The 25519-nt window shown below is 65.6% G+C and carries 29 protein-coding genes; 22 read left to right on the top strand and 7 right to left on the bottom strand.

The features are described 5' to 3' along the window. Positions 1 to 78: 78 nt before the first annotated feature. Genes H0W65_RS03970 through H0W65_RS03955 form a run of 4 tightly spaced genes read left to right on the top strand, consistent with a single transcriptional unit; the run spans position 79 to position 2820 of the window. Positions 79 to 813 (top strand): SufD family Fe-S cluster assembly protein, encoded by a 735-nt coding sequence (locus H0W65_RS03970; RefSeq protein ID WP_294004122.1) that lies wholly within the window; start codon positions 79 to 81, stop codon positions 811 to 813. Then, positions 810 to 2000: a cysteine desulfurase gene (locus tag H0W65_RS03965; protein WP_294004119.1), complete on the top strand. Its 1191-nt coding sequence runs from the start codon at positions 810 to 812 to the stop codon at positions 1998 to 2000. Before H0W65_RS03970 ends, H0W65_RS03965 begins: the two co-directional genes overlap by 4 nt. Before the next feature lie 2 nt (positions 2001 to 2002). Beyond that, positions 2003 to 2458, top strand: a complete 456-nt coding sequence (locus tag H0W65_RS03960; protein WP_294004163.1) for an SUF system Fe-S cluster assembly protein — start codon at positions 2003 to 2005, stop codon at positions 2456 to 2458. Then, complete coding sequence (locus tag H0W65_RS03955) at positions 2455 to 2820, top strand: iron-sulfur cluster assembly accessory protein (RefSeq protein ID WP_294004116.1); 366 nt, start codon at positions 2455 to 2457, stop codon at positions 2818 to 2820. The genes H0W65_RS03960 and H0W65_RS03955 overlap by 4 nt, the downstream gene beginning before the upstream one ends. A 39-nt stretch (positions 2821 to 2859) precedes the next feature. Here H0W65_RS03955 and H0W65_RS03950 read toward each other — a convergent pair whose 3' ends face one another. Next, positions 2860 to 5193: a S8 family peptidase gene (locus tag H0W65_RS03950; RefSeq protein ID WP_294004113.1), complete on the bottom strand. Its 2334-nt coding sequence runs from the start codon at positions 5191 to 5193 to the stop codon at positions 2860 to 2862. 109 nt (positions 5194 to 5302) lie between these two features. On the opposite strand from H0W65_RS03950, the gene H0W65_RS03945 reads away from it, so the two are divergent. From H0W65_RS03945 to H0W65_RS03935, 3 genes are all read left to right on the top strand, one after another. Continuing rightward, positions 5303 to 5974, top strand: coding sequence for a pyrimidine 5'-nucleotidase (locus tag H0W65_RS03945; protein WP_294004110.1), 672 nt, complete (start codon positions 5303 to 5305; stop codon positions 5972 to 5974). After that, positions 5971 to 6789, top strand: a complete 819-nt coding sequence (dapD, locus tag H0W65_RS03940; RefSeq protein WP_294004108.1) for a 2,3,4,5-tetrahydropyridine-2,6-dicarboxylate N-succinyltransferase — start codon at positions 5971 to 5973, stop codon at positions 6787 to 6789. The genes H0W65_RS03945 and dapD overlap by 4 nt, the downstream gene beginning before the upstream one ends. Positions 6790 to 6888: 99 nt before the next feature. Next, positions 6889 to 7884 (top strand): DMT family transporter, encoded by a 996-nt coding sequence (locus H0W65_RS03935; protein ID WP_294004105.1) that lies wholly within the window; start codon positions 6889 to 6891, stop codon positions 7882 to 7884. On the opposite strand, the gene H0W65_RS03930 is transcribed toward H0W65_RS03935, so the two are convergent. Beyond that, the gene (locus tag H0W65_RS03930) at positions 7881 to 8429 is read right to left on the bottom strand and encodes a TlpA disulfide reductase family protein (protein WP_294004102.1); all 549 of its coding nucleotides are present in this window, start codon (positions 8427 to 8429) and stop codon (positions 7881 to 7883) included. The two genes, H0W65_RS03935 and H0W65_RS03930, sit on opposite strands and share 4 nt — an antisense overlap. A 16-nt stretch (positions 8430 to 8445) precedes the next feature. Here H0W65_RS03930 and argH point away from each other — a divergent pair, with 16 nt between their 5' ends. Genes argH through H0W65_RS03915 form a run of 3 tightly spaced genes read left to right on the top strand, consistent with a single transcriptional unit; the run spans position 8446 to position 11005 of the window. Continuing rightward, positions 8446 to 9828, top strand: coding sequence for an argininosuccinate lyase (gene argH / locus H0W65_RS03925; protein WP_294004160.1), 1383 nt, complete (start codon positions 8446 to 8448; stop codon positions 9826 to 9828). Beyond that, positions 9825 to 10151 (top strand): hypothetical protein, encoded by a 327-nt coding sequence (locus H0W65_RS03920; protein ID WP_367120118.1) that lies wholly within the window; start codon positions 9825 to 9827, stop codon positions 10149 to 10151. Before argH ends, H0W65_RS03920 begins: the two co-directional genes overlap by 4 nt. After that, positions 10148 to 11005, top strand: a complete 858-nt coding sequence (locus tag H0W65_RS03915) for a UTP--glucose-1-phosphate uridylyltransferase (RefSeq protein WP_294004099.1) — start codon at positions 10148 to 10150, stop codon at positions 11003 to 11005. Before H0W65_RS03920 ends, H0W65_RS03915 begins: the two co-directional genes overlap by 4 nt. Here H0W65_RS03915 and H0W65_RS03910 read toward each other — a convergent pair. Both H0W65_RS03910 and H0W65_RS03905 read right to left on the bottom strand, forming a co-directional pair. Continuing rightward, complete coding sequence (locus tag H0W65_RS03910; RefSeq protein WP_294004096.1) at positions 11002 to 11553, bottom strand: PleD family two-component system response regulator; 552 nt, start codon at positions 11551 to 11553, stop codon at positions 11002 to 11004. The genes H0W65_RS03915 and H0W65_RS03910 overlap by 4 nt on opposite strands. A gap of 44 nt (positions 11554 to 11597) precedes the next feature. Next, positions 11598 to 12164: an HNH endonuclease gene (locus H0W65_RS03905; RefSeq protein ID WP_294004093.1), complete on the bottom strand. Its 567-nt coding sequence runs from the start codon at positions 12162 to 12164 to the stop codon at positions 11598 to 11600. 188 nt (positions 12165 to 12352) lie between these two features. Here H0W65_RS03905 and gluQRS point away from each other — a divergent pair, with 188 nt between their 5' ends. From gluQRS to H0W65_RS03860, 9 genes are read left to right on the top strand one after another with little or no spacing between them, the layout of a single operon-like run. Continuing rightward, entirely contained in the window at positions 12353 to 13189 is an 837-nt protein-coding gene (gene gluQRS, locus H0W65_RS03900) for a tRNA glutamyl-Q(34) synthetase GluQRS (RefSeq protein WP_294004158.1), read from the top strand. 12 nt (positions 13190 to 13201) lie between these two features. Then, positions 13202 to 13408, top strand: coding sequence for an HIG1 domain-containing protein (locus tag H0W65_RS03895; protein ID WP_294004090.1), 207 nt, complete (start codon positions 13202 to 13204; stop codon positions 13406 to 13408). A 16-nt stretch (positions 13409 to 13424) separates the two neighbouring features. Beyond that, positions 13425 to 13997 carry a cob(I)yrinic acid a,c-diamide adenosyltransferase gene (locus H0W65_RS03890; protein WP_294004155.1) on the top strand — a complete coding sequence of 191 codons (573 nt, stop codon included), beginning with the start codon at positions 13425 to 13427 and terminating at the stop codon, positions 13995 to 13997. Continuing rightward, on the top strand, positions 13967 to 15202 hold the full coding sequence (gene egtB / locus H0W65_RS03885; RefSeq protein ID WP_294004087.1) for an ergothioneine biosynthesis protein EgtB: 1236 nt from the start codon (positions 13967 to 13969) through the stop codon (positions 15200 to 15202). Before H0W65_RS03890 ends, egtB begins: the two co-directional genes overlap by 31 nt. After that, positions 15186 to 16145, top strand: a complete 960-nt coding sequence (egtD, locus tag H0W65_RS03880) for an L-histidine N(alpha)-methyltransferase (RefSeq protein ID WP_294004085.1) — start codon at positions 15186 to 15188, stop codon at positions 16143 to 16145. Before egtB ends, egtD begins: the two co-directional genes overlap by 17 nt. Before the next feature lie 56 nt (positions 16146 to 16201). Continuing rightward, positions 16202 to 16504, top strand: a complete 303-nt coding sequence (locus H0W65_RS03875) for a YggT family protein (protein ID WP_294004082.1) — start codon at positions 16202 to 16204, stop codon at positions 16502 to 16504. After that, positions 16501 to 17373 carry a bifunctional methylenetetrahydrofolate dehydrogenase/methenyltetrahydrofolate cyclohydrolase FolD gene (gene folD, locus H0W65_RS03870; protein ID WP_294004079.1) on the top strand — a complete coding sequence of 291 codons (873 nt, stop codon included), beginning with the start codon at positions 16501 to 16503 and terminating at the stop codon, positions 17371 to 17373. Before H0W65_RS03875 ends, folD begins: the two co-directional genes overlap by 4 nt. Continuing rightward, positions 17370 to 18011: a hypothetical protein gene (locus H0W65_RS03865; protein ID WP_294004076.1), complete on the top strand. Its 642-nt coding sequence runs from the start codon at positions 17370 to 17372 to the stop codon at positions 18009 to 18011. Before folD ends, H0W65_RS03865 begins: the two co-directional genes overlap by 4 nt. After that, positions 18008 to 18640, top strand: coding sequence for a MarC family protein (locus tag H0W65_RS03860; protein ID WP_294004073.1), 633 nt, complete (start codon positions 18008 to 18010; stop codon positions 18638 to 18640). The genes H0W65_RS03865 and H0W65_RS03860 overlap by 4 nt, the downstream gene beginning before the upstream one ends. Here the strand turns inward: H0W65_RS03860 and H0W65_RS03855 are convergent. Further along, positions 18637 to 20451, bottom strand: coding sequence for an AcrB/AcrD/AcrF family protein (locus H0W65_RS03855; RefSeq protein WP_294004070.1), 1815 nt, complete (start codon positions 20449 to 20451; stop codon positions 18637 to 18639). The genes H0W65_RS03860 and H0W65_RS03855 overlap by 4 nt on opposite strands. 60 nt (positions 20452 to 20511) lie before the next feature. On the opposite strand from H0W65_RS03855, the gene H0W65_RS03850 reads away from it, so the two are divergent. The 3 genes from H0W65_RS03850 to H0W65_RS03840 are packed head-to-tail and all read left to right on the top strand — an operon-like array spanning position 20512 to position 22638. Next, positions 20512 to 20934, top strand: a complete 423-nt coding sequence (locus H0W65_RS03850; protein ID WP_294004068.1) for a GtrA family protein — start codon at positions 20512 to 20514, stop codon at positions 20932 to 20934. A gap of 10 nt (positions 20935 to 20944) precedes the next feature. Continuing rightward, positions 20945 to 21892 (top strand): glycosyltransferase family 2 protein, encoded by a 948-nt coding sequence (locus H0W65_RS03845; RefSeq protein WP_294004065.1) that lies wholly within the window; start codon positions 20945 to 20947, stop codon positions 21890 to 21892. After that, complete coding sequence (locus H0W65_RS03840; RefSeq protein ID WP_294004062.1) at positions 21892 to 22638, top strand: class I SAM-dependent methyltransferase; 747 nt, start codon at positions 21892 to 21894, stop codon at positions 22636 to 22638. Before H0W65_RS03845 ends, H0W65_RS03840 begins: the two co-directional genes overlap by 1 nt. On the opposite strand, the gene H0W65_RS03835 is transcribed toward H0W65_RS03840, so the two are convergent. Further along, positions 22559 to 24190, bottom strand: coding sequence for a hypothetical protein (locus H0W65_RS03835; RefSeq protein ID WP_294004060.1), 1632 nt, complete (start codon positions 24188 to 24190; stop codon positions 22559 to 22561). The genes H0W65_RS03840 and H0W65_RS03835 overlap by 80 nt on opposite strands. After that, on the bottom strand, positions 24187 to 25407 hold the full coding sequence (locus H0W65_RS03830; RefSeq protein WP_294004057.1) for an argininosuccinate synthase: 1221 nt from the start codon (positions 25405 to 25407) through the stop codon (positions 24187 to 24189). Before H0W65_RS03830 ends, H0W65_RS03835 begins: the two co-directional genes overlap by 4 nt. Between the last annotated feature and the right edge of the window lie 112 nt (positions 25408 to 25519).

Here is a 25519-nt window from a genome sequence, read left to right as displayed (position 1 = left end):
GGGTGAGGGGGCTGCACGGCCCTCACCCTCCCACGCCTGCGGCGCGGGCCCCTCCCTCTGCCGCAAGGGGAGAGGGGCATGACCGCACTCCCGACCCGCAAGCTGGAAGCGTATCGATACGCCGATATCGTCGCGCTTGGCGAGGTTTGGCGTGACCTCGCCACGCCCGAGCGTATCGACATTGCTGCGCAGCAAAAGGTGCAGCAAGTCTGGATGCCGGGCGATGAAGAGGTTCAAATCCGCCGCGTCGAAATGACGCTTCGAGCGGGGGCGTCGGCAAGCATTTTCGCGCTAAACACCGCGGCGCGTTATGGCCGCATCGAACTCGATGTTTCGCTCCACCTAGGCGCCGACTTTTCGTTCCACGCCGCCAACATCGGCGGCGGCAGTTCGACGCTCGAAATCGTCACTATCGTCCGCCACCTCGAACCATCGGCAACCTCCTCGCAAACCGTGCGCAGCGTGCTCGGTGGCAAGGCGACCGGCTCCTACCTAGGCAAAGTTGCAGTGGCGCGCGGCGCGCAGCAGACCGACAGCATCCAATCGATCAAGGCGATGCTGCTCGATCGCGGGGCGACCGCCAACGCCAAGCCCGAGCTCGAAATTTACGCCGACGATGTCAAATGCGCGCACGGCGCGACGGTCGGCGAATTGGATCGCGAGCAACTCTTCTATGCCGCCGCGCGCGGTCTCGACCCGGCGAGCGCCCGGGCGTTGCTGCTCGAAGGTTTCGTTGGCGGATTGTGGGACGATGCGGACGGCGGTGAGGAAATTGCCGAGTTGGCGCGCGCCGCATTGAGGGCCATCGCATGAACATTGCGACGCCCATTAAATCGGCGCTGGCCGTGCGCGACCAATTCCCCGCCATCGCCGGCTGGCATTATCTCGACTCCGCGGCCACCGCGCAGAAGCCGCAGGCGGTGATCGACGCCATCGCCAATGCCTATGGCCGCGATTATGCCACGGTGCATCGCGGCGTGTACGAACGCTCGGCGAGCATGACGCAAAGCTTTGAAGCCGCCCGCGCCGCGACCGCCGCGCTGATTGGAGGGGCGGAGAGTGAAATCGTCTTCACGCGAGGGGCGACCGAGGCGATCAACCTCGTCGCGCAGCGCCATCCGAAAGGCGGCCGCAGCCGTGTCCTGCTGTCGGCGCTCGAGCACCATTCGAACATCGTTCCGTGGCAGATCGCCGGCTACGAGATCGACGTTGTTCCGCTCACTCACTACGGCCAGATCGACCTCGACGCCGCCGAGCGCATGGCGAGCGAAGATCATGCCATCGTCGCCTTCGCGCATGTGTCGAACGTGCTCGGATCGATCCTCGACGCGAAACGCGCGGCTGAGATCGCCCACGGTGTTGGCGCGAAGCTGCTGCTCGACGGCTGCCAGGCCGTGCCGCGGCTGCCGGTCGACGTCGGCAGCATCAACTGCGACTATTACGCGTTCTCCGGCCACAAGCTCTACGGCCCGACCGGCATCGGCGCTCTATGGGGCCGGGCCGGGCTGCTCGACGCGATGCCGCCGTGGCAGGGCGGCGGGGCGATGATCGACCGCGTGACCTTCGAGAAGACAACCTACCTTCCCGCGCCCGCGCGGTTCGAAGCGGGCACGCCGCACATTGTCGGCGCGATCGGCCTTCACGCGGCCATCGATTGGACGCAAGCAATAGGCCTCGATGCGCTTCACGCCCACGAAAGCTCACTGGTCACCGAGTGCCGTGACGCGCTGCGCGAGATCGACGGAATAACTTTGTTCGGCCCGGAGGACAGCGCCGGTATCGTCAGTTTCGCGCTCGACGGGGTGCATCCGCACGACATCGGCACCATATTGGATGACGAAAGCGTCGCCGTGCGCGCCGGCCATCATTGCGCGCAGCCTTTGATGGAGCGCCTCGGCGTTGTAGCGACCGCGCGGGCCAGCTTCGCGGCGCACAGCGACAGCTCGGACATTGAGGCACTGGTGCGCGGCCTCGATAAGGTGAAACGGATTTTCGGATGACGATGGGCGAGGAAAAGAAGATCGAAGTTGAGGAAGTCGAAGCGGTCGACACGCCGCCGCGCGCGCGCGTCACGCCCGACTTCGAGCGCAAGCGCGACTATCTCGCCGGCTTCCTAGCCGAGGAGAAGCCGCCGCTCGATCCAACCGCGCCCGGGGGCGAACTACAAGAAGCCGTGATTGAGGCGCTCAAATCGATCTACGATCCCGAAATTCCGGTCGATATCTATGAGCTCGGCTTGATCTACGACGTGGCGGTGGACGAGGACGGCGACGCGATCGTCACCATGACTTTGACCACGCCCAACTGCCCGGTCGCCGAATCGATGCCGGGCGAGGTCGAGATGCGCGTGCTGTCGGTCCCCGGAATCCGCGACGCCGAGGTCAAGCTGGTGTGGGATCCGCCCTGGGATCCCAGCAAGATGAGCGACGAAGCGCGCCTGGAATTGGGGATGCTATGAACGCGCCTACCCGCACCGCACCTCGCGCTCGCCCGGCGGCGATCACCCTCACCCCGGCCGCCGAGCAGCGCATCGCCGACCTGATGGCGCGCGCTCCGGCCGATGCAATCGGCGTAAAGCTATCGACCCCGCGCCGCGGCTGCTCAGGGCTTGCCTACTCGGTCGACTATGTCACCGAGGAAGTCGGCCTCGATGAGAAAATCCAAACCCCGGGCGGCACCTTTTACGTCGACGGTGGATCGATCCTTTACCTGATCGGCAGCGTGATGGACTGGCGCGAGGATGATTTCGCGGCGGGCTTCACGTTCGAAAACCCCAACGCCAAGGGCGCCTGCGGCTGCGGTGAGAGCTTCACCGTCTAGCCGGAAGCCCTCAGTGCTTTCTCATCAGTCGATCAGTTTCTAGAAGTCCAGGTTGTAGCGGATCGCCGCGCCGATGTCGGCATTGGCGTCGGCAATGTGCCCCGGCTGACGCCGCATAAACAGGTTGCCGCCGATCCAGCCGCGACCGAGCAGCGCCGAATAGCTCGCCTCGGCATCGATTTCGCGCCCCGACGGCGTGAAACTCAGCCGCGACAATGTATTCGTCTCGCTTGTCGTCGCATAATCATAGGAGGTCGGCAGCAGGGTCGCGATGCCGCCCTGCGCGATCCGCAGCGGCTGCGATAGACGCAGGCCGAAGCGGTCGCTAACGCCGAGCACGCCAAGCTTGGCCAGGTCGAAGGCATAGGCGCCGCTGCGGAAGCTGCCGCCCGAAAAACTGGTCCAGCCGCGCCGGCCGGCGAGCGTCGCCGACCACCCCGCACCAAGCTCGCGCTTGGCTTCGAGATCGAGGAACAGGCTACTCGACCCCGAGTCGCCGAACACTTCGCCCAATCTGCCGCCCAGCAGAGTGCGCTTTTCCTGGAGGCGACTGATTCCGGCCGAAATCCATGTCCGCTGTCCGAACTGGCGATCGAGCGTCAGGCCGGTCCAGCGATAGGGATCGTCGGCCGCGTTGGTCCTGATATCGCGCCACACGCTCCCTTGCTCGGTGGCGACGGTCAGCCCGGCAAATCCGAGGTCGCGGCGCAGCGCCACGCTTGAGCCGTGCCGCGCCTGGAAACCCGGATCGCCGCTGATGTCGCGCGCGATGAGGAAGGCGCCGGGCTGGGCCCCGGTCAATTGCCGTTCAATCGCTTTGGCCCCGGTCGAGAAACCGAACGCAGCCTTGGTCTTGACATCGAGACGGGCGATCGCCGACCCGGCGACAAGCCGGGAGCGGCGCGCGTCTTCGGGTCCGATGCCGAAGCGGGCGACGTCGAACACGCCTGGCGTGCCGGGCCGCTGGGCGACGGTCAGCGCAATCGACAGCGGGCCGGCCTCGACCGATGAAGCGCGGACATGGCCGCCGAGCGCGCGTTCGAGCGGTTTGCGGGCTTGTGCTTGGTGAAGGCCGCGGGCGAGGTCGATCGCAAAGGCCCGACTATAGCCATCGAGGATGATCGCGCCGAGGCCGCCCTGGGTGCCGCCGTCGCCGGCCGCTTCGGGCAGTCCGCTCGAAACGCTTGCGTCGGTCACCGCCACCGCGGTCCCGGCTAGGCTGGTGGTGCCCACGGGCTGGAAGGCGCGCGTAATGTTGAGCCGGCCTTGGCCGAACACCGCATCGTCGCCCGGCGCACCAAGGTCGTCGGCAGTGCGAAACAGCAGATCGACGATCTGCGCCGCGGTGAGATTGGGAAAAGCCTGCGCGACCAGCGCGACCGCACCTGAGATAATCGGTGCTGAAAAACTAGTCCCCGAATAAAGGTAACCGACGCCGGTGTGGTCGATCGTCCGCACGCGATAGCCGAGAGCAGTCAGATACCAGTTCTGCCCCTGTCCCGCCTTGTTGGAAAATATCGAGAGCTGGTTGATATCCGTTCCAGCGGACGGGTTTGCCGGGTCGATCGGAACGCCGACCGACCCGGCGATGATCACTTGGCCCGGAAATTGTTGCGCCGGGACCAGGGCGAAGGGATCGGCATTCCCGCTCTTGGCTGCATCCTCGCCGTCGTTGCCGGCCGAAATGACCAGGATGATCCCAGCGTTGACCGCGCGCTGCATCGCAAGCAACAGTTGGCTTCCCGGAGCGGACCCGCCGAGCGACAGGTTGATGACTTTGGCGCCGGCGATGCGCGCGGCATCGACGCCTTGGGAAATCGCGCCGTCGAAGAATTCGCAGCCTTCCTTAACCGTATCTGCGCAGCTCCCCGGCGAATCGGCGCGGAACGAGAGAATCGTGGCATCGAACGCCACGCCAACGTTCTGGGCGTCGTTGCGCGCCGCGACCGCGGTGGCGGTAACAGCCGTGCCGTGGCCATCGTCATCGCCGAGCCCGCGAGATCCAGCAACATCGCCGCTGGCAGGGTCGATCCGGCCGGCGAATTCGGGCAGCGCCGGGTTGATGCCGCTGTCGACCACCGCCAGCTTGACCCCGGCGCCGGTCGCGCCGCTCTGCCACGCGGTGACGGCGCCCGAGCTGATGGCGCCGTTCGAGCGCTGATATTCAGCCGTGTTAAAGCTGCTAGGCGTAGGGGTGGGAGTAGGCGTGGGTGTGGGCGTAGGCGTCGAGGGGGGAGGAGGCGTGGGTGTGGGCGTAGGCGTCGAGGGGGGAGGAGGCGTCGGCGCCGCTCCACCGCCACCGCCGCCACCGCCGCACGCCGACAGCGCCAGCATCAGCGCGCATCCGCTGCTCGACATTAGAAGCTTGTTCATGGTCTCGTCCCGCCAAGTCGCTGGAATTCAACGGCTTTCCCGTACGCACTATGACGCCATAAAGCTTTCATTTTGCTGAAGACCTCAACCCTGCCTAAGGCCGTGCGGGATGAATGTCGCCCTCGCCCGCGTCGAAACCTGGATTTTCGACCTCGACAATTGCCTCTATCCGGCTTCGACCGGCCTGTTCGCGCTGATCGACGAGCGGATGGGTGCCTACATCCAGCGGCTGCTCGATTGCGCTCCGGCCGAGGCCAAGCGCATTCAGAAATCCCATTTCCACGAACATGGCACGACGCTGGCCGGGTTGATGAAGCATCATGACGTCGATCCGCACCACTTCCTGGACGACGTCCATTCGATATCGCTCGATCGAATCGCGCCCGACGAGCGGCTGGCCCGCGGGATCGCCCGCCTGCCCGGCCGCAAGCTGATATTCACCAACGGCGATGCGCCCTATGCGGCGCGCGTGCTCGCCGCGATCGGCATCGGCGACCAGTTCGACCATATCCACGACATCCACGCCGCCGAGCTTCGCCCCAAGCCGGATATCCATGGCTATCGCCTGCTGCTTGACCGCCACCGGATCGATCCGGCGCGCGCCGCGATGATCGAGGACATGGCGCAGAATTTGAAGCCCGCGAAAATGCTCGGGATGACCACCATCTGGGTCGACAACGGCTCCGAACGTGGCAATCACGGCCATCACCCCGATTTCATGGATTTGACGATTTTCGATGTCGGCGAGTGGCTCGACGAGATGCTTGGAGAGACAGAATGACCCTTCAATCGATCATCGAGGCCGCGTGGGAGGAGCGCGACGACGTTGCGACGTCGACCGGCGGCGCGCTGCGCGAGGCGGTCGAGGCGGCGATCTCGCTGCTCGATTCGGGCGAGGCGCGGGTGGCCGAAAAGGTCGCCGGCCAGTGGCACGTCAATCAATGGCTCAAGAAAGCGGTGCTGCTGAGTTTCCGCCTGAACGCGATGGAGGCGATCGGTGGCGGCCCCGGCGGAGCGCCATGGTGGGACAAGGTGCCGTCCAAATTCCTCGGCTGGGGACCGCAGCAATTCGCCGCAGCCGGGTTCCGCGCGGTGCCCGGCGCGATTGTCCGACGCGGCGCTTATGTTGCACCCGGCGCGGTGCTGATGCCGAGCTTCGTCAACCTGGGCGCCCATGTCGGTGAGGGGACGATGGTCGACACTTGGGCCACAGTCGGCAGCTGCGCTCAAATTGGCCGGAACGTCCACATATCCGGCGGCGCGGGGATCGGCGGCGTGCTCGAGCCGCTTCAGGCCGGGCCGGTGATCATCGAAGATGATTGCTTCATCGGCGCGCGCTCCGAAGTCGCCGAGGGGATAATCGTCGAGCAAGGCGCGGTACTGTCGATGGGCGTGTTCCTTGGCGCCTCGACCAAGATTGTCGACCGAGCCACCGGTGAGGTGATCTATGGCCGCGTTCCCGCTTACTCGGTGGTCGTGCCGGGCGCCATGCCAGGCAAGGACGGCGCTCCAGGGTTGGCCTGTGCGGTAATCGTCAAGCAAGTCGACGAGCGCACGCGAAGCAAGACAAGCATCAACGAGTTGCTGCGCGATTAGTCAGTTCGATCATAAGCTGACCTTGTCGCCTTGAAGCCTGCTTTCATTGGGACGCGGAGGCCCAGGCCCCTATCTTCCATCGCCGAGCAGGAGTTTTGCATGGCCACCCCGAGCGACCGAATCTTTGACAGCAAGATGGGGGAAGCTGAAGCGCTCGCAGCCCGTCATTCAACATCGATGATCCACAATGTCATGAACCGCGGCGAATGGGGAATCCTGCTTGCGCTTGCGCTGATCTGGGGCGCCGCCTTCTTCTTCATCAAGGTTGCGGTGACCCATGTCGACCCGCTGACTTATGTTTGGCTGCGCCTGACGATCGCCGCGGCGGCACTGTGGCTGTTGCTGCGCTACCGTGGCGATCGCCTGAACCTCCCTCGCGAGGTTTGGGGCGCGATCCTGGTCCTTGCATTGCTCAACAACATGATCCCGTTCGTCCTGTTTGGATGGGGACAGCGGCATATCGCCAGCGGCCTTGCCTCGATCCTCAACGCCACCACCCCGATCTGGGGCGTGATCGTCGCGCATCTGGCGACCCGTGACGAGCGAATCACCCCGGCCAAGGTGCTGGGTGTGGTGATCGGCTTTGCCGGTGTAGCGACGATGATCGGGCCAGGCCTATTGTCGAACGGCGGAGGACTTGTCCCTCAACTTGCCTGCCTCGCTGCTGCCTTCTGCTATGCCGTTGCCGGAGTCTGGGCACGACGCTTCAAGCGGCTGGGCGTGACCCCGATCAAGGTCGCCGCCGGTCAGCTTCTCGCCGGCGCGGCTGTCATGTCGCCCATCGCGTTGATCGTCGATCAGCCGTGGCTTCGGCCATTCCCGCCGATCGAAGCGTGGGGAGCGATTGCGGCATTGGCACTGGTCTGCACCGCCTTCGCCTATATTCTCTATTTCAAGCTGATCGAGTCAGCGGGGGCGACTAATGCGCTTTTGGTGACATTACTCGTCCCGCCGACCGCCATCCTGCTTGGCGGCCTGCTGCTCGGTGAGCGGTTGACCGGGGCGCAGTTCATGGGGCTGGGCTTCATTGCCCTCGGGCTTGCCGTGATCGACGGACGATTGTTCGCTGCTTTTCGTAAGAAAACGTTCGCCTAGCGCACCTCCGCGAGCAGCGTCTTCGCTTCTTCGCTCGTCCAGTCCTGATCCCCCACGAAGCGCCATACCTCCCTCCCTTGGGAGTCATACAGCAATGTCGTCGGCATGACCTGAATGACGAGCGCGTCGGTCAGCTTCATGTCCGCATCGTGATAGGCGGCGAAGCGGCCAATGTCGCGCTCGCCGAGGAAGGCCTCGACCGAGCCCTGTGGTGCGGCGTCCTGGCTTACCGCAATCACGCCCAGCCCTCCGTCCTTGGCCTGCGCCGCCTCCAGCCGCTGCAGCGTCGGCAGTTCCTTGACGCAGGGCGCGCACCAACTCGCCCACAGATTGACCAACACCGGCGTGCCTTTGAACTTAGTCAGGTCAAAATCCGCGCCGTCCGGATCCTTGAACACGACCGTCGGCGTCGGCTGCCCTTTGTGGCTGCGGTCCAGACCTTTGCCGCTGTCGAGTTCCCCCGCGGGTGCTTGAGGCGCTTCCGCCTTTTGCCTATCGCAGGCAGCGGCGATGAGGGCGACGAGGAGCAAGGCGATCAGCCGCACGGACAATTCCAATCAAATGTGGGGCGGGCGATTTCAAGATGGCCCGGCCGCGGTGATGCGCGAGATAAATGCCTCGATAGCGATCGACAAGCGATTGTGGCGCGAGGATATCGCCGCCAGCCGCGCGCACGCCGCGATGCTCGGCAGGCAAGGCATTTTGAGCGAAGCCGATGCGCGGGCGATCGACGAGGGGCTGGCCGAAGTCGGACTGGAAATCGGGGCGGGTAACCTTGCTGAGGACCCGTCGCTCGAAGATATCCACATGCATGTCGAGCACCGCCTGGCGGCGCTGATCGGCGAGCCTGCCGGGCGGCTGCACACGGCGCGCAGCCGCAATGACCAAGTGGCGACCGACTTCAAGCTGTTTGTGCGCCGCGCCATCGACGAGGCGATCGCCGGGATTGGCGCGCTCGAAGCCGTGCTGATCGACCGCGCCGAGGAACATGCCGCGACCGTCATGCCGGGCTTCACCCACCTACAATCGGGACAGCCGGTGACGCTCGGTCATCATCTGATGGCCTATCGCGAAATGCTCACGAGAGATCGCAGCCGCTTTTCCGAGGCCCGCGCCCGAATGAACGAATCACCCCTTGGCAGTGCCGCGCTCGCCGGAACCGGGTTCGACATCGATCGCGAGGCGACGGCTCGGGCGCTGGGTTTCGACCGGCCGACCGCGAACAGTATCGACGCGGTCAGCGACCGCGATTTCGTCGTCGACTATCTCCATGCCGCCGCGCTGACCTCGGTTCATCTGTCGCGGCTGGCCGAGGAGATCGTCCTGTGGGCATCGCAGCCATTTGGCTTCGTTCGCCTGCCCGACGCCTGGTCGACCGGTTCGTCGATCATGCCCAACAAGCGCAACCCCGACGCGGCTGAGCTGGTTCGTGGCCATTCGGCGCGGATCATCGGCGATCACGTCGCGTTGCTGGTGCTGCTTAAAGGGTTGCCACTGGCTTATGCCAAGGATCTTCAGGACGACAAGCCGCCGCTGTTCGACGCGCATGACCTGCTTGGCTTAAGCCTGGCGGCAATGGCCGGTATGATCGCCGACCTCGAATTCGTGCCGGAACGGATGCGCGCCGCCGCAGCCGCGGGGCATGCCACGGCGACCGACCTCGCCGACTGGCTGGTCGCCGATGCAGGCGTTCCGTTTCGCGAGGCGCATCATATCGCCGGCCACGCAGTGGCCGCCGCTGAAGACGCGGGCAAGGCGCTCGACCAACTGAGCCTCGATGAGCTTCGGACCGTTGACGACCGCATCGACGCGCGCGTCCTACCGCGTCTGTCGGTGGAAGCGTCGGTCGCCGCGCGCCGCTCGGCTGGCGGGACGGCTCCCGAGCGGGTAGGACAGGCGATCGCCGCGGCGCGCGCCGCGATGGCTGCGCGGGAGGGACAATGACACGCCGGTGGATCATCGCTTCGGCCGGACTGGCGCTCGCCGCCTGCGGCAATGTCGCCGACCTGCGGCCTCCGGCGGGCAAGTCGCTGCCGCAAAAGCCGGCGTTGGCCGCCCGTGCGCTGACTGCCGACGAGCTGCTGACCCCGCCGACCTACGCCCGGCCCGGCCGGGTCGACGAGCTCGGCAAGCGGGGATCGCCGCGCAAGGCCGACCGCTTCGACCTGCCGCCGCCCGACGGCACCGCCGCGCTCCCTCCCGCCGATGCAGACAAGCCGACGACCAGCACAACCGGTCCCGCCAACGCCGAGGGACCTAAACGGTGAAGCCGGTCCGCAAGGCCGTTTTCCCAGTCGCCGGGCTCGGCACGCGCCTGCTGCCCGCGACCAAGACCATGCCCAAGGAAATGCTGACCATCGTCGACCGGCCGCTGATCCAATATGCGGTAGACGAGGCGCGCGAGGCGGGCATCGAGCAAATCATCTTCGTCACCGGCCGCGGCAAAAGCTCGCTGGTCGATTATTTCGACCTGGGGTTCGAGCTGGAGGTGGCGATGCAGAGCGCCGGCAAGAGCCTCGACAAGCTAGACTGTTCGCGCGCCGACTATGGCGAGATCGTGTCGGTTCGCCAGCAGCGGCCGCTCGGCCTCGGACACGCCGTCTGGTGCGCGCGGCACATCGTCGGCGACGAGCCGTTTGCGGTGCTGCTGCCCGACGATCTGATGATCGGGCAACCGGGCGCCCTCAAGCAGATGGTCGACGCTTATGCCGATCTGGGCGGCAACATCGTCTGCGCCGAGGAGGTGCCGGCGAATCGCACCCGCAACTACGGCATCATCACGCCGGGAGAGATCAAGGGCCGGGCGACCGAAGTCCTCGGTCTGGTCGAAAAGCCCGCGCCCGAGGACGCACCGTCGCGCCTCGGCGTGGTCGGCCGCTACATCCTCCAGCCCGAAGTGATGGACATCATCGGACGAGCGGAGCCCGGCGCCGGCGGCGAGATTCAGCTGACCGACGCCATGGCGGAACTGATCGGCCTCCAGCCTTTCCACGCGTTGACGGTCCAAGCGGTCCGTCACGATTGCGGCGACAAGGCGGGCTTCGTGCTTGCCAATCTGGCGATCGCGCTCGATCGCCCCGATCTCGCGCCGCTGATCGAGGATTATCTGGCCCGGCGCTAGCTGCGACCGACCAGCCGCTCAAGCCGAAGCCGTTCAGCCTCCACGCGCACCAGTTCAGCGCGGGTTTCACCCAGCTCGATCGCCCGGGTGACGACCCGCGCGTCGAGCGCCGCATTGTCGTGACGCAATTCCTTGATCGACCTGGCCCGCGCCAGCCGCCGGGCGATGCGCGCCTCGAGCACTTCGAAATGGAATGGCTTGGCGACCACATCTTCGGCGCCCGCGCCAAACCCGTCGACCGCGCCGGCACTGTCCGACCTGCCGGTGATGAGAATGATCGGCGTGTCGCGCAGCACCGTGTCGTCGCGGATCAGGCGGGTCAGCTGGACCCCGCTGACGGGTTTCATCCGCAGCTCGGCGACGACCAGCTCGATCGGCGCGCGGCGCATTTCGGCGATCGCATTGGCGGGGTTGTCGCACGCCACGATGCGATAGCCCGCCTCGCCGAGCCGCCGGGCCATGACGGCCAAGGCGCTACGATTAGGTTCGACGATCAGCAGGCGCGAGCGCTCGGGCGGGCGCGGGGCGGAAGAAAGGATCTCGGTCATCGTTGAACAGCTAAGCCAAAAATGGTTAACGAGCGGTTAGAACGTTACGCTTCCAGCTCGACGTCCCAATAAAGATAGTCGCGCCAGCTTTGGTGTAGATAGTTGGGCGGGAAGCTTTTGCCATGATCCTGCAATTGCCAGCTGGTCGGCCGGATCGGCTCGCGCTCGATATGCATATGCGCCTGCCGCGGGGTGCGCCCGCCCTTCTTCAGATTGCACGGCGCGCAGGCAGTGGCGACATTTTCCCAGCTGGTCCGCCCGCCTTGAGCGCGCGGCAAAACATGATCGAAGGTCAATTCCCTGTGGCTGCCGCAGTAGACGCAGCGAAAGCGGTCGCGCAGGAACAGATTGAATCTGGTGAAAGCGGGATGCTCGCTCGGCCGCACGAACTGCCTCAAGGCGATCACCGACGGCAGCTTCATCGTGTGGCTCGGGCTATGCACCTCTCGATCATAATGGGCGACCACATCGACCCGTTCTAGGAACATCGCCTTGATCGCGGTTTGCCATGGCCAAAGCGACAGGGGATAATAGCTCAAAGGCGTATAATCGGCGTTGAGGACCAGCGCGGGGCAACCATCGGGGTGGCGAAGAATGTCGGGGTGATACATGCGTTGACGCAAGCCTCCAGTGTTCGCTCGGTTCCGAACACCGTCTCCAGGCCCTGTCGCACGCAAGATGGAGAGGGCATCCGGCCCGTCTTCCCTTGTGACCACCCGGATGCCAAGCCGGAGTGACGATGCCATGACACCACAATTGGCGAATCGTCGTCAAGAGCCGCCTTGTCCCGGAGTGAGTCCTGACCGTCACACGCTTCGCCCCATCGCCCTCCGGACGCCTGCACCTGGGCCACGCCTATTCGGCGGTCCTGAGCCGCGCGAACGGTCATCGCTTTCGGCTGAGGATCGAGGATCTCGATCCCGGCCGCTACCGTCCCGAATATGTCGAAGGCATCTTCGAGGATATCGATTGGCTTGGCCTCGCAGTCGATGGGGAGCCGCTGGTCCAGTCGGACCGGGTCGCCGTCTATGGCAAGGCGTTCGACCGGTTACGGGCGCTCGGCTTGGTCTATCCCTGCTTCTGCACCCGAGCCGACATCGCCGCGTCGTTGACTGCGCCACACGGTGACGCCGCAAGCGCCTATCCCGGCACCTGCCGCCGGCTGCCCGACAATCCTACCCGCCGCGCCTCGACTTCGCACAGCTGGCGGCTCGACGCGGCGAAGGCAGTTGCCGTTGCCGGTCTGCCCGGTTGGACAGAGGAAGGCGGCACCCGCTTCGAAGCACGCCCCGAGTACATCGGCGACGTTATCCTAGCGCGCAAGGACGCGCCATCCTCCTACCATCTCGCCTGCGTTGTCGACGATGCCGCTTCGGGCGTCACCTTGGTCGTACGCGCTGAGGATTTGCGCCCCTCGACCCCCATCCAGCGATTGCTCCAGACGCTGCTCGGCTTGCCCGAACCGGCCTATCTCCACCACCCGCTTGTTACCCATGGCGATGGCCGGCGCCTCGCCAAGCGCGATTTAGCGCCGACGCTGGCGGCGATGCGCGACGCGGGATGCGACGGGAGGCAGCTGGCGGCCGAGCTGATTGCCGGCCAGCTCCCTCTAGGATTCCGCCTGTCGCAGTCCTAGATAGGAGCCGTCATGAACATCCTCCTCATCATCGCCCTCGTCGTCGCAATGGGCGCGACTGCCTATGTCCTTGTCCGCGGAGTGATCGCCATGGCCAACGGCAAGGACGCATCGGGCGAAATCCAGCAGAAATATATGCAAAGGCGTGTCCTCTATCAGGGCATCGCAATCGTCATCGTCATCGCCATTCTTGCCCTCGCCAGCGGCGGACGGGGCTGAGCAAGGGCTAAAACTCCTGGTCAAGCTCAACAAAATCTACACGCGCACCGGCGACGAGGGCAGCGCCGGGCTGGTCGACGGCAGCCGCGTCAGCAAGGCCGGCCCGCGCATGGCGGCGATCGGCGAGGTCGACGAGGCCAACAGCGCGATCGGCGTCGCCATCGCCGCGCTGCCAGACGGCGATCTCGCGACTGGCCTGCGCCGGGTTCAGAACGAGATGTTCGATCTTGGCGCCGACATTGCCACTCCGTTCGGAACCGATTTCGAACAACATGCACTGCGCGTCGTCGCTCGGCAGGTGACCAGGATCGAAGAGGAGATCGACGCGATGAACACCGATCTGTCGCCGCTGACCAGCTTCATCCTGCCCGGCGGGTCAATGGCGGTCGCGCAGCTGCACCTGGCCCGCGCCACCGTTCGCCGCGCGGAACGCGCCGCGGTCGCGCTGGGCACGGATGAGCAGGTCAACCCGCACGCCCTTGCTTATCTCAATCGCCTGTCGGACCATTTGTTCGTCGCCGCGCGTTGGGTGGCGGCATCGGAGGGAGGCGACGTGCTGTGGCAACCCGGCGCTACACGAAACAGTTAGACGATACGCTTGCGGCGCGCCTCGCCGCGGTTCGGACGCTCACGCTCGACCTCGCCGCACCGTTGAGCGACGCCGATGCGACCATCCAGCCCCATCCCGACGCCTCACCCGCCAAATGGCATCTCGCCCACACGACCTGGTTTTTCGAAACGTTCGTGCTGCGCGATCATGTCCCGGGTTATCGGCTCCACGACGAGCGCTGGCCGTATCTGTTCAACAGCTATTATGAAGGCGAGGGCGATCGTCATCCACGGCCGAAGCGCGGCATGATCAGCCGCCCCAGCCTTGACGAGGTGCGCGACTGGCGCGGCGCGGTCGATGCGAGCCTCGCCAAGGCACTTCCCGCGCTTCCGCCCGAAGCGACAGCACTGGTCGAAATCGGCATCCAGCATGAACAGCAACACCAGGAGCTGCTGCTCACCGACATCTTAGCCACCTTCGCCCAAAATCCGCTTGAGCCGGCCTATGCTGACTTCGATCCCGCGCCTGCGGCGACTACGCCGCCGCTAAGCTGGATCGAGGGCTGCGTCGGGCTGGTCGAGATCGGTAGCGGCGGCGGTTTCGCCTTCGATTGCGAGCGGCCGCGCCACCAGGCGCTGCTCCATCCTCATGCCATCGCCGACCGCTGTGTGACCAACGGCGAATGGGCCGAATTCATCGTCGATGGCGGCTATCGCACGCCCGCGCTGTGGCTCAGCGAGGGCTGGGACTGGGTCGTGCGCGAAGGCATTGCGGGCCCTCTCTATTGGCACGACGACGGCACCCACTTCACCCTCGCCGGCCGCCGGCCGCGCGATCCCGCTGCGCCAGTCGCCCATGTCAGCTATTACGAGGCCGATGCTTTTGCCCGCTGGGCCGGCGCTCGGTTGCCGGCCGAAGCCGAATGGGAGAGCGCCTTCGCAAGCGCCGACCCGCGCGATGGCCACCAGCTGGACCGGGCCGCCCCCATCATGCCCCGCCCCGGCGGCGGCCCCTTCGGCGACGTCTGGCAATGGACCCAGTCGGCCTATCTCGCTTACCCCGGATTTGTAACCGAAGCGGGCACGGTCGGCGAATATAACGGCAAGTTCATGTGCGGGCAGTTCGTCCTGAAAGGCGCAAGCTGCGCGACCCCGCGCGGCCACAGCCGGGCGAGCTACCGCAATTTCTTCCCGCCCGCCGCGCGCTGGCAGTTCACCGGAGTCCGCCTTGCTCAAGATCGTTGACGAGGTCGATCCGGCGTTTCGCGGCGACGTGCTCGCGGGTCTCGCCGAGCTGACCCCGGCAATACCCGCGCGCTGGCTCTACGATCTGCGCGGCTCCGAATTGTTCGACGCGATCACTCGGTTACCGAGCTATTATCCGACGCGCGTCGAGACCGCGTTGCTCGAAGCTAAGATGGGCGAAATCGCTGCACTCGCCGGCGCTGGCGGCGCGATCGTCGAGTTCGGGTCGGGCAGCTCGACCAAAACCCCGCTGCTGCTCAGCGCAATGAAGCCCCGGGCCTATGTCCCGATCGACATTTCAGGGGACTATTTGCGCGAGAGCGCCGCGCGGGTCGACGCCCAATTCCCCGGTATCCCGGTCCACCCGGTCGAGGCGGATTTCACTAAGCAGGTCGTGCTTCCCGCCGCGATCGACGGGCTGCCGCGGCTGGGCTTCTTTCCTGGATCGACGATCGGAAACTTCATTCCCCGTACTGCGACCGACCTGCTGCGCCATTTTCGCCATATCCTCGGCACCGGCGCCAAGCTGCTGATTGGGATGGACCGGATTAAGCCGGTCGAGCGCTTGATCGCGGCATATGATGATCCCGAGGGCGTCACCGCCGCGTTCAATTTGAACATTCTGCGCAGGATCAACCGCGAGCTCGAGGCCGACATTCCCGTCGACGCATTTGCTCACGAAGCGCGCTGGCACGACATGAAAGGGCGCATCGAAATGCATCTCGTCGCGCAGTGCGATGTCGCGTTCGAGATCGACGGGCAGCGCTTCGCTTTCGCCAAGGGCGCGAGCATTCACACCGAGAACAGCCACAAATATGGCCCACGCGGCGCCCGTCTCCTGCTGCTGGCCGGGGGCTGGACCCCGCTCGCCGAATGGACCGACCCGGCGGGCGATTTCGCGCTGATTCTGGCAGAGGCGCAACGCAACCGCTTCGCCCCGTAACAATCCCGCCTTAACAGTCGTTGTGCGCCAGGAGCGCGCCCGCTAGACGAGCGTCCATGCTCTACGCGCTTTTTTCGATCATCGACATGATCCTTCAAGTCCTGGTGTGGATTATCATCGCCCAGGTCATCGTCAGCTGGCTGGTGGCGTTCAACGTCATCAACACCAGTTCGGGGTTCGTCCGCACCCTGCTCGACGTGCTCGAACGGATCACCGCGCCGCTGTACCGTCCAATCCGCAAAATCATGCCCGACTTCGGCGGGATCGATTTTTCGCCGATCGTCCTGATCCTGGCGATCCAGATTTTGCGCAAGGTCAATGCCGGCCTCGCGCTTGAAGCGGGCCCGACGCTGACGTGACCGCGAAAATCATCGACGGCAAGGCCGCCGCCGCCGCCCTTCGCGGCGAGGTCGCCGCCGAGGTTGCCCGGTTCCGAACTGCCGAGGGCCGCGCGCCGGGCCTCGCGGTGGTGCTGGTCGGCGACGACCCCGCCTCCGCCGTCTATGTCCGCGCCAAGGGCAAGGCGACGGTCGAGGCCGGAATGGAGAGCTTCGAGCACCGCCTTTCGGCCGGCACCAGCGAGACCGATCTGCTTGCGCTGGTCGATCGCCTGAACGCCGACCCGGCGGTCGACGGCATCCTCGTCCAGCTACCACTGCCGCCGCAGATCGACGCCAACAAGGTCATCACCCGCATCGACCCCGACAAGGATGTCGACGGCTTTTCACCCGTCAACGCCGGGCGGCTTGCGATCGGGCTACACGGATTCGTTCCTTGCACGCCGCTCGGCTGCCTCAAGTTGCTCCGCGCCGAGCTTGGCGATCTGTCGGGCAAATCGGCCGTTGTCATTGGCCGCTCGAACATAGTCGGCAAGCCGTTGGCGCTGCTCTTGCTCGGTGACAGCGCGACCGTCACCATCGCCCACAGCCGCACGAAAGACTTGCCCGCCGTTGTCCGCCAGGCCGACATCGTCGTCGCCGCGGTCGGGAAGCCGCAGATGGTCAGGGGCGACTGGCTCAAACCCGGCGCGACCGTCATCGACGTCGGCATCAATCGCATCGAAGGACGCCTGGTCGGCGACGTCGATTTCACCTCGGCCAGCGACGTCGCCGGTGCGATCACCCCGGTCCCGGGCGGGGTCGGACCAATGACAATCGCCTGTCTACTACGTAACACCTTCGTCTCCGCCGCCCGGCGCGAGAATTTTAGCTATGGGAAAAGCCTATGATCGCCGCCTTGTTGCTTGCCGCCGCCGCCACGCCGACCGCAATCGATGCGGAACGTGCTTTCGCCGCACGTGCGCAAAAAGTTGGCCAGTGGACTGCCTTTCGCGAATATGCCGAACCAACAGCGGTGATGTTCACGCCGCAGACGGTTTGGGCCCAGGATTTCCTGGAGGGCCGCAAGGATCCGCCGCGATCGGTCATATGGTGGCCAGCGCGCAGCTTCGTGTCTTGCGACAGCAACCTCGCGGTCAACACCGGTCCGTCGCGTAACGCGGCGGGCCAGAACGGCTATTTTACCACCGTCTGGTCGCGGCAGAAGGATGGCGGCTGGAAGTGGAGCATGGATGGCGGCGACACGCTGAAGGCCCCGCTTGCCCGCCCGGTCCGGCCGCTCGTCCGGCGCGCCACATGCACCGGACTTGCCCGGCTGCGCGCTGTCTATGCCGCAATCACGCCCTCAATCGAACGGATCGCGGGAAAGCCGCCGGCCGATGCCGGGCAGGGTCGATCGGCCGATGGCACGCTTAGCTGGTCATGGACGGTCGCCGTCAACGGCGCTCGCCACTTCCAGGCGAAGCAATGGAACGGCCGGCGCTATGTGACGGTGCTCGACCAGCGCGTTGCCGCCCCGCCGAAATGATCGAACTGTTCACTTCGGCGTTCGTCACCTTGCTGGTGATCATCGATCCGCCGGGGTGCGCGCCGATCTTTGCATCGCTGACCAGCGGCACCGATCTTGCCCATCGCCGCAAGATGGCGGTCCGCTCGGCGGCGGTGGCCTGGTGCATCCTCGTCTTTTTCGCCCTGCTCGGCGAGCCGCTTCTCAGCACCATGGGCATCAGCCTGAGCGCATTCCGGTTGGCGGGCGGGATCATGTTGTTCATCATTGCTCTGGAAATGGTGTTCGAAAAACGCACCGAGAAGCGCGAGGAGCGCGCCCGGGAAATTGAAGGCACACCCGAAGCCGACGATATTTCAGTGTTCCCGATGGCCATTCCGATGATCGCCGGCCCGGGCTCGATCGCCTCGATCATGCTGTTGTCGGCGCGAGCCGACGGGACGATCCCGGGCCTCATCGTCCTTTCCGCGATGACCGCGGTGATCCTGCTGACGCTGGCCGCGCTGCTCGCCGCGGGTCCGCTGATGAAGCTGATCGGGGCCAAGCTGGAGGCGATGATCACCCGCCTCCTCGGCGTGATCCTGGCCGCGCTTGCTGCCCAGTTCGTGCTCGACGGGCTGGAGCGCAGCCTGCCGGGGCTCGCAGGCTAACGCACCACCCGCCACATCAGGAAGGGCGAACCCTTGCCAAGGTCGATCGGTTGAAGCCACGGGGGCACCTGGCCCTTGGCCAACTGAACGTAAAACCCCTTGGGCGCTTCGGCCATGAAGATCGTCGCGGTCGACATGTCGGGGCAGACCAGCAGATAGTCGCTGCCATATTCGGTGATGATCCGCCGGGCCTGGCTCGCGTCGCCGCGGAACGCGGTCATCACGTCGGCGATCGCCTGGTCGTTGCGGTGATAGGGCCCGCCTATGGTGTCGTGATGAGTGGCGACGATCAGCCGCGGGCCGAGATCGAGGAAGGTGAACACCACGCCCTTGGGCTGTCGCTGCACCGCCGCCAGCGCCGCCAGGGAGGGGCAACGGCGATCGGCGCCTGACACTCGCTTGGACGCTTTGTTGGTCTGTTCCTGCGGCACAACCTGAATGATCAGCGGGATCAGCGCCCCGAACCCGAGCAGCACCAACGGGATGGCCACCGCATGCAGCCACAGCTTGGGCGAGTTGAGCCAAGGCCCCGCAACCAGCACGATCAGCGCGGTCGCCGCCGGCAACGCCAGCATCTGCGCCGCCGGACCGGTCCGGACCTGCCAGAACAGCAGGACCAGCGCGGCGATCGACGGCAGCGCCACGGCCAGGGTTCGGGGAAGCAAGTCGTGCGGTTCGCCGCCACGCTTCCACGCTCGCCAAAAGAGGAGCGCCCAGCCGATGAGGCCGGTCGCCGGCAGTGCCATAACGATCGTCGCCACCCGCCACCCGTGCCGGTAGAACGGTCGCGCCTCGCGCACATGGTCGAGCCACAGGGCGGTCGCCGCAGGCGACACGCCTTCGAGCCGCGACAGGCAGTGCGGCCAGGCGAGCGTGTGGAATCCGGCCACCATCGCGCCGCCCGCGACCGCTGCGCCCAGCCGTGCCTTCCACCCATCGAGCTTGAGCCAGGCGAGGCCCAGCATCACCGCGCCCCCGACCGCGGCGTCGCTCAGCCACACCGGCGACAGTGCATCGCACACCGCCTGCCGGTTGTCATTCGACGCGAACAGCAGGAAGGCGGCGCCGGTCGAGGCAACCATCGCCGCGGCATAGGCCGCCAGCCGCCGCCGCTGATCGCGCCGCCACACCCACAGCAACACACTCGCCCCGCCAAGCAGCGCCAGATAGATCAGCATCTCCAGCCCGATCGTCAACGATAGGCCCGTTGCCACGCCGGTTACCGCCCCGCCGCGCGCTCGGCGCGGGTCGGCCATGCCCGTCACTGCCAACCCTAACAGCGCGAGTTGCCAGCCGTGGTGGTCGATGCGCAGCGGCGAAAACATGGCGAGGGTCGAATAGGCGCACAGCATGCCGAGCACTGGCAGCGGCCACGCCCGCTCGCCGACCAGCCGCTTCGTCGTCAGCGCCAGCGAGAACAGCAGCAGGGTCAGCGGCAGAAGCGGCGCAACGGTGACCGCGACCCGCTCAGCGCCGGCGCCGCCGACCAGCGGCTTGAACAGCAGGATCAGACCGGCGAGTGGCAGATCGACCAGCCGCGACCAGTGGATATTGGCCCCGCCATGGACCGGGTCGAAACGATGCTGGCGAAGGTCGAACCAACCTTGTCCGCCCAGCCAGGCGCGAACCTCGGCCAACCGCAGATTATCGTCGGTGTCGGGCAGGGCGAAGCCGCGGATCGCCGCCCAGCGACTGAAGATGATCCAGGCGGCATAAGTCAGCCATAGGACGACGATCACTAGGCGCCAGCGGCGATCGAATAACTCGGCCAGCCGACCGAATTCCTGCTTCACCCGATCGTCGCTGATCATGCCCGCCCGCCCCGCTTTTCGAGATTGTGTCCTAGCGGCAAGCCACTAGAGAGCAAGCCGATGTTCTCTTCGGCCCTCCACTCGATCGGCGCCGAGCGCCGCGCCATGCTGTTCCAGCTGGCGCGCTATGCCTTCGCCGGCTTCGCCATCACTTTGGCGGTCGCCGCAAGCTATTGGGCGATCAGCGAATATCTGTCGGTCGACCCGATGATCAGCTTGACCATCGTCTTCCTGTTCTTTTCGGCGGTCAGCTATGTTGCCCACGGCGCGTTCAGCTTCCGCGATCATGGCGCGCGCGACCGCCATCATGCGCGCATGGGCCGCTTCCTTGCCGTCAACATCCTTGGCTTCCTGGTCAACCAGGGCTTCATCTGGACGCTGGTCAAGCAACTGCACGGCCCAACTTGGTGGCCGACCATCCCGATGATTTTCGTGACCCCGCTCTTGACCTTCTGGCTCCACCGCCGCTTCGTCTATTCATGAGTCCCCCCGCATGACCACCGTCGAACTCAGCCTGGTCGTTCCGGTCAGGGACGAGGAAGCAGCGATCGGTCCATTTCTGGCGCGGGTGGTGCCTGTGCTCGAAGCCCTCGACGATCCGGTGGCGGGTTCGTTCGAAATATTGTTCATCGACGACGGCAGCTCGGACACCACGCTCGAAATCATTCGCAAGGCGAACGCCGCCGACACCCGCGTCCGCGGCTTGTCGCTGTCGCGCAATTTCGGCAAGGAGGCCGCCCTGTCGGCCGGGCTCGATGCGGCGCGGGGGAGTGCGGTGGTGCCGCTCGATGTTGACCTGCAGGACCCGCCCGAAGTGCTGCCACCGATGATCGCCAAGTGGCGCGATGGATTTGACGTGGTGTATGGGGTGCGCGACAATCGGGAGACCGACAGCCTGCCCAAACGGCTGACTGCCGACCTTTACTATCGCGCCCATAATTGGCTGAGCCAGGACAAGATCCCCGAGCATGCCGGCGACTTCCGCCTGCTCGACCGGCGCGTGGTCGACGTCATCCGCCGCATGCCCGAGCGCAACCGCTTCATGAAGGGCCTGTTCGCCTGGGCCGGATTTCGCCAGGCGGCGGTCAGCTACCACCGCGAGGAGCGCAAGGTCGGCCGCACCAAATTCAACTATTGGAAGCTGTGGACGCTGGCGATCGACGGCATCACCTCGGCCTCGACCGTTCCGCTGCGCATCTGGAGCTATCTCGGCGCGTTTGTCGCGCTCGGCGCGCTCGGCTACGCCATCTTCATCATCATCCGCACGCTGACCTCGGGCATCGAAGTGCCGGGCTACGCCTCGATGATGGTCGCGGTGCTGTTCCTCGGCGGTCTGCAATTGCTCTCTTTGGGCGTTCTTGGCGAATATGTCGGCCGCATCCTGACCGAAACCAAAGCGCGACCGCTTTATGTGGTACGCGAAAAGATCGGCGCCGACTGATGGAGCGCAAGGTGTTCGAGCAAATGGCGGCGCTCGACCGCAACCATTGGTGGTTCGCCGCGCGCCGCCGCATCCTCGACGGGCTGATCGAGCGGATCGTCCGCCCGCCCGCCGGCGCGCGCATCCTCGAGGTCGGCTGCGGCACCGGCCACAACCTTGCCATGCTGTCGCGCTTCGGCACGATCGAGGCGAGCGAGCTCGATCCCGTAGCACGCGAGCTCGCCAGCGAGCGACTGGGCAAGCCGGTTGAGGAAGCCGCGCTGCCCGACCTGTCGATGTTCCCGGCCGCGTCCTACGACCTTATCGCGCTGCTCGACGTGCTCGAACATGTCGCAGACGACAAGGCCTCGCTCGCCGCCATTTTCGAACGGCTGAAACCGGGCGGCGCGCTGCTGGTAACCGTCCCCGCCAATCCTTGGATGTGGAGCGCGCACGATGTCGCCCACCATCATCATCGCCGCTATCGCAAACGCGAGATCGCCGCCTTGGCTCGCGCGGCCGGGTTCGCGATCGAGCTGCTGTCGCCGTTCAACAGCCTGTTGTTCCCGCCGATCGCCGCGGCGCGCTTCATCGGCCGGCTGCGCGGCGACCAGAATAGCGACGACGCCATGCCCGGACCGCTGGTCAATCGCACCCTCGACACGCTGTTCGGGCTGGAGCGGTCGCTTATCGGGCGGGTACCGCTGCCGTTCGGCGTTTCGCTGGTGGCGGTGCTTCGGCGTCCTGGTCCAACGGCTCGCGCCTGAACAGCTGCGAGCCTTCACCCGACCACACCGGCCGCCAGCCTTGCGTCCATTTGGGCGGGATCGGACGCATATCAAGCAACCACAGATAGTCGAACGCCGGCGCGGGAAGGTGGTCGAGCGCCCGCTCGACCGACCAGCCTTCGAACCGGCAGCCGGGATCTCGGACGATTTGCGATGGATCGCGCTGAAACCAGCCGGCGGCCGGATAGTCGACCACCATCATGCTCGACCCCGCCATCGGCCAATGGTCGTTGGTATAAGCGTCCCGCCGCACGGTCGCCATCGCGCCGAGATGATCCGAACGCCTGAGCGCCCATTGCCTGCACCGGTCCCATACCAACACCGCGACGCGTGACCCCACCGGCACATGGTCGAGGGCCTTGAGTTGCTCATTCTGGCGGGCCCCGGCAATGGCCATGCTGGCAGTGGTCCCGCCCAGCCGAAGCACCATGAACCCGACCGCCGCGACCGCGAGCCAGCTGGCCAGCGGAAATCGCGTCTCGGCCTTGAAGCGGATAGCGAGGATGAAGATCGCCACCGCGAACGGCACCAGCCGCATGTCGGTATAGGCCGAACCGAACACGACGCGGGGAAGCAGCACATAGGTTAGCGCCAGCACCAGCCCGGAGAAGGCAAGGTTGCGCGACAGCGTCAGCCGCGGGTGAACCAGCGCGAATAGCGGCACCGCCAGCGCGATTGCGGCCGAGACGATGTCGAACGTCTCCCACCGATCGCGGAACATGCGCAGCAGATACTCCCACTTGAACGCCCAGTCGAACCAGCGCTGGGTAAGGCCGCCGGTTGCCTCGGTCCGCCACAACACGATCGCCAGCACCGGCAGCGCCAGCGCCAGCGCATGATAGGCCGCGCGCAGTCCCGACAGCCACCAGCTGCGCCCGCGATCATGCTGTCGCACCGCTTCGGCCGAAAAGCACAGTAGGCCGAGCGTCCCCCAGCCGAAGGTGTGGGCGAAGAAGATGACGAAGCTGATCGGGACCATCAGGATCGCGCGGAGGCGTATCCGGTCGAGCCGTCCGAGCCTTAGCCACAGCCCGAAGGCCAGCAGCGCCAGCGCCATCGCCAGGGAGAAATTGACGAAGCCGAACATGAATGGATGTCCGAACGCCAGCGGCAGCGCAAAGGCGACCGTCGGTGGCAGGCGATTATGAACTTCGCGCGCGACCCACAACATGCCCGCGACGGTCATCGGCGGGATCGACATGACGATCAGCTTGGTCGCCGCTTCGAGCCCAATCAACTTGGCCAGCGGCACCGCCAGCAGGTCGACCCCCAGGTTGCCGATCGGCAACCAGTGGAATTGATACCATTGCTGCAGCGCTGCGCTGTTCGCCCCGTCGAGTGCGACCTTGTAGCGTCCCATATGACCGCCGACATCGACCAGCGGCGGGATCGACGGCCAAAGGAGCGGCACGAACGCCAGGAGGATCATGGCCACGACGAACGGCCGTCCTTCCCACCACGGCCGCGGCGCACCCTTGGGCGCGGGTGCCGGTGCGGCCTCGTCGGCGACCAGGTGAGGCGTCGGGATCAAGCGCGGTCGCGCCGTCCGAGGAGCCGCAGGCGCAGCGCGTTCAGCTTGATAAAGCCCTCCGCGTCGCGCTGGTCGTAGGCGCCGCCATCATCCTCGAAGGTCACCACTGTCTCGCTGTAAAGGCTGTTCGGCGACTTACGCCCGGTGATGTGCACCGCGCCTTTGTAGAGCTTCATCCGCACCGTCCCGTCGACCATGGCCTGGCTGTGGTCGATTGCTGCCTGCAGCATCTCGCGCTCGGGCGAAAACCAGAGGCCGTTGTAGATCAGCTCGGCGTAGCGCGGCATGAGTTCGTCTTTCAAATGCGCGGCGCCGCGGTCGAGGGTCAGCTGCTCGATCGCCCGGTGGGCGGCATGATAGATCGTCCCGCCCGGCGTCTCGTACATGCCGCGGCTTTTCATCCCGACGAAGCGGTTCTCGACTAGGTCGAGCCGGCCGATCCCGTGGCGCTTGCCCAGCGCATTCAATTTGGTCAGCAGCGCCGCGGGACTCAGCGCCTCGCCGTTGACCGCCACCGCGTCGCCACCTTTGAATTCTATCGTGATTTCCTCAGGCCTATCCGGCGCGGCCAGCAGATCGTCGGTGCGCGAATAGATATAGCCGGGCACTTCCTGCCACGGATCCTCGAGAACCTTTCCTTCGCTCGATGTGTGGAGGAGGTTGGCGTCGGTCGAAAACGGGCTTTCGCCGCGTTTGTCCGTCGGCACCGGGATCTGGTTCTTCTCGGCGAACTCGATCAGCGCGGTGCGGCTGGTCAAATCCCACTCGCGCCACGGCGCGATCACCTTGATGTCGGGAGCGAGCGCATAATAGCCGAGCTCGAACCGAACCTGGTCGTTGCCCTTGCCGGTCGCACCGTGGGCCACCGCGTCCGCCCCCACCGCGCTCGCGATCTCGACCTGGCGCTTGGCGATCAACGGCCGCGCGATCGACGTGCCGAGCAGGTACAGCCCTTCGTAGAGCGCGTTGGCGCGCATCATCGGGAAAACGTAATCGGCGACGAATTCCTCGCGCAAATCGTCGATGAAGATATGCTCGGGCCTAACCCCCATCAGCGCGGCCGTGCGCTGCGCCGGCCCCAGCTCCTCGCCCTGGCCGAGATCAGCGGTAAAGGTCACCACTTCGCAAGCGTAGGTCTGCTGCAGCCACTTCAGGATCACACTCGTGTCGAGGCCGCCCGAATAGGCCAGCACGACGCGGTTGATCTTGTCGGGCATGGCGGGGGACGGTCCTTGTTGCTCTGGCGCGGCTGGCGCGCGCCTTGCCACCATGCCCCCCGCCGTTCAAGCGTCATACAGGATTTGCGGCATAGCATTCACTTCCCGTTTA

It is taken from the genome of Sphingomonas sp. (genome assembly GCF_013816785.1).
Classification (GTDB): Bacteria; Pseudomonadota; Alphaproteobacteria; order Sphingomonadales; family Sphingomonadaceae; genus Sphingomicrobium.
The sequence above is the reverse complement of the archived record's forward strand: the minus strand, read 5'-3'. Positions and strand labels throughout refer to the sequence as shown.

Bases quoted from the DNA above. Each gene is read 5' to 3' on its own strand.
- H0W65_RS03970 (WP_294004122.1), top strand. From the start codon at position 79: ATGACCGCACTCCCGACCCGCAAGCTGGAAGCGTATCGATACGCCGAT.
- H0W65_RS03965 (WP_294004119.1), top strand. From the start codon at position 810: ATGAACATTGCGACGCCCATTAAATCGGCGCTGGCCGTGCGCGACCAA.
- H0W65_RS03960 (WP_294004163.1), top strand. From the start codon at position 2,003: ATGGGCGAGGAAAAGAAGATCGAAGTTGAGGAAGTCGAAGCGGTCGAC.
- H0W65_RS03955 (WP_294004116.1), top strand. From the start codon at position 2,455: ATGAACGCGCCTACCCGCACCGCACCTCGCGCTCGCCCGGCGGCGATC.
- H0W65_RS03950 (WP_294004113.1), bottom strand. From the start codon at position 5,193: ATGAACAAGCTTCTAATGTCGAGCAGCGGATGCGCGCTGATGCTGGCG.
- H0W65_RS03945 (WP_294004110.1), top strand. From the start codon at position 5,303: ATGAATGTCGCCCTCGCCCGCGTCGAAACCTGGATTTTCGACCTCGAC.
- dapD (WP_294004108.1), top strand. From the start codon at position 5,971: ATGACCCTTCAATCGATCATCGAGGCCGCGTGGGAGGAGCGCGACGAC.
- H0W65_RS03935 (WP_294004105.1), top strand. From the start codon at position 6,889: ATGGCCACCCCGAGCGACCGAATCTTTGACAGCAAGATGGGGGAAGCT.
- argH (WP_294004160.1), top strand. From the start codon at position 8,446: ATGTGGGGCGGGCGATTTCAAGATGGCCCGGCCGCGGTGATGCGCGAG.
- H0W65_RS03920 (WP_367120118.1), top strand. From the start codon at position 9,825: ATGACACGCCGGTGGATCATCGCTTCGGCCGGACTGGCGCTCGCCGCC.
- H0W65_RS03910 (WP_294004096.1), bottom strand. From the start codon at position 11,553: ATGACCGAGATCCTTTCTTCCGCCCCGCGCCCGCCCGAGCGCTCGCGC.
- H0W65_RS03905 (WP_294004093.1), bottom strand. From the start codon at position 12,164: ATGTATCACCCCGACATTCTTCGCCACCCCGATGGTTGCCCCGCGCTG.
- H0W65_RS03895 (WP_294004090.1), top strand. From the start codon at position 13,202: ATGAACATCCTCCTCATCATCGCCCTCGTCGTCGCAATGGGCGCGACT.
- H0W65_RS03875 (WP_294004082.1), top strand. From the start codon at position 16,202: ATGCTCTACGCGCTTTTTTCGATCATCGACATGATCCTTCAAGTCCTG.
- H0W65_RS03865 (WP_294004076.1), top strand. From the start codon at position 17,370: ATGATCGCCGCCTTGTTGCTTGCCGCCGCCGCCACGCCGACCGCAATC.
- H0W65_RS03860 (WP_294004073.1), top strand. From the start codon at position 18,008: ATGATCGAACTGTTCACTTCGGCGTTCGTCACCTTGCTGGTGATCATC.
- H0W65_RS03855 (WP_294004070.1), bottom strand. From the start codon at position 20,451: ATGATCAGCGACGATCGGGTGAAGCAGGAATTCGGTCGGCTGGCCGAG.
- H0W65_RS03850 (WP_294004068.1), top strand. From the start codon at position 20,512: ATGTTCTCTTCGGCCCTCCACTCGATCGGCGCCGAGCGCCGCGCCATG.
- H0W65_RS03845 (WP_294004065.1), top strand. From the start codon at position 20,945: ATGACCACCGTCGAACTCAGCCTGGTCGTTCCGGTCAGGGACGAGGAA.
- H0W65_RS03840 (WP_294004062.1), top strand. From the start codon at position 21,892: ATGGAGCGCAAGGTGTTCGAGCAAATGGCGGCGCTCGACCGCAACCAT.
- H0W65_RS03830 (WP_294004057.1), bottom strand. From the start codon at position 25,407: ATGCCCGACAAGATCAACCGCGTCGTGCTGGCCTATTCGGGCGGCCTC.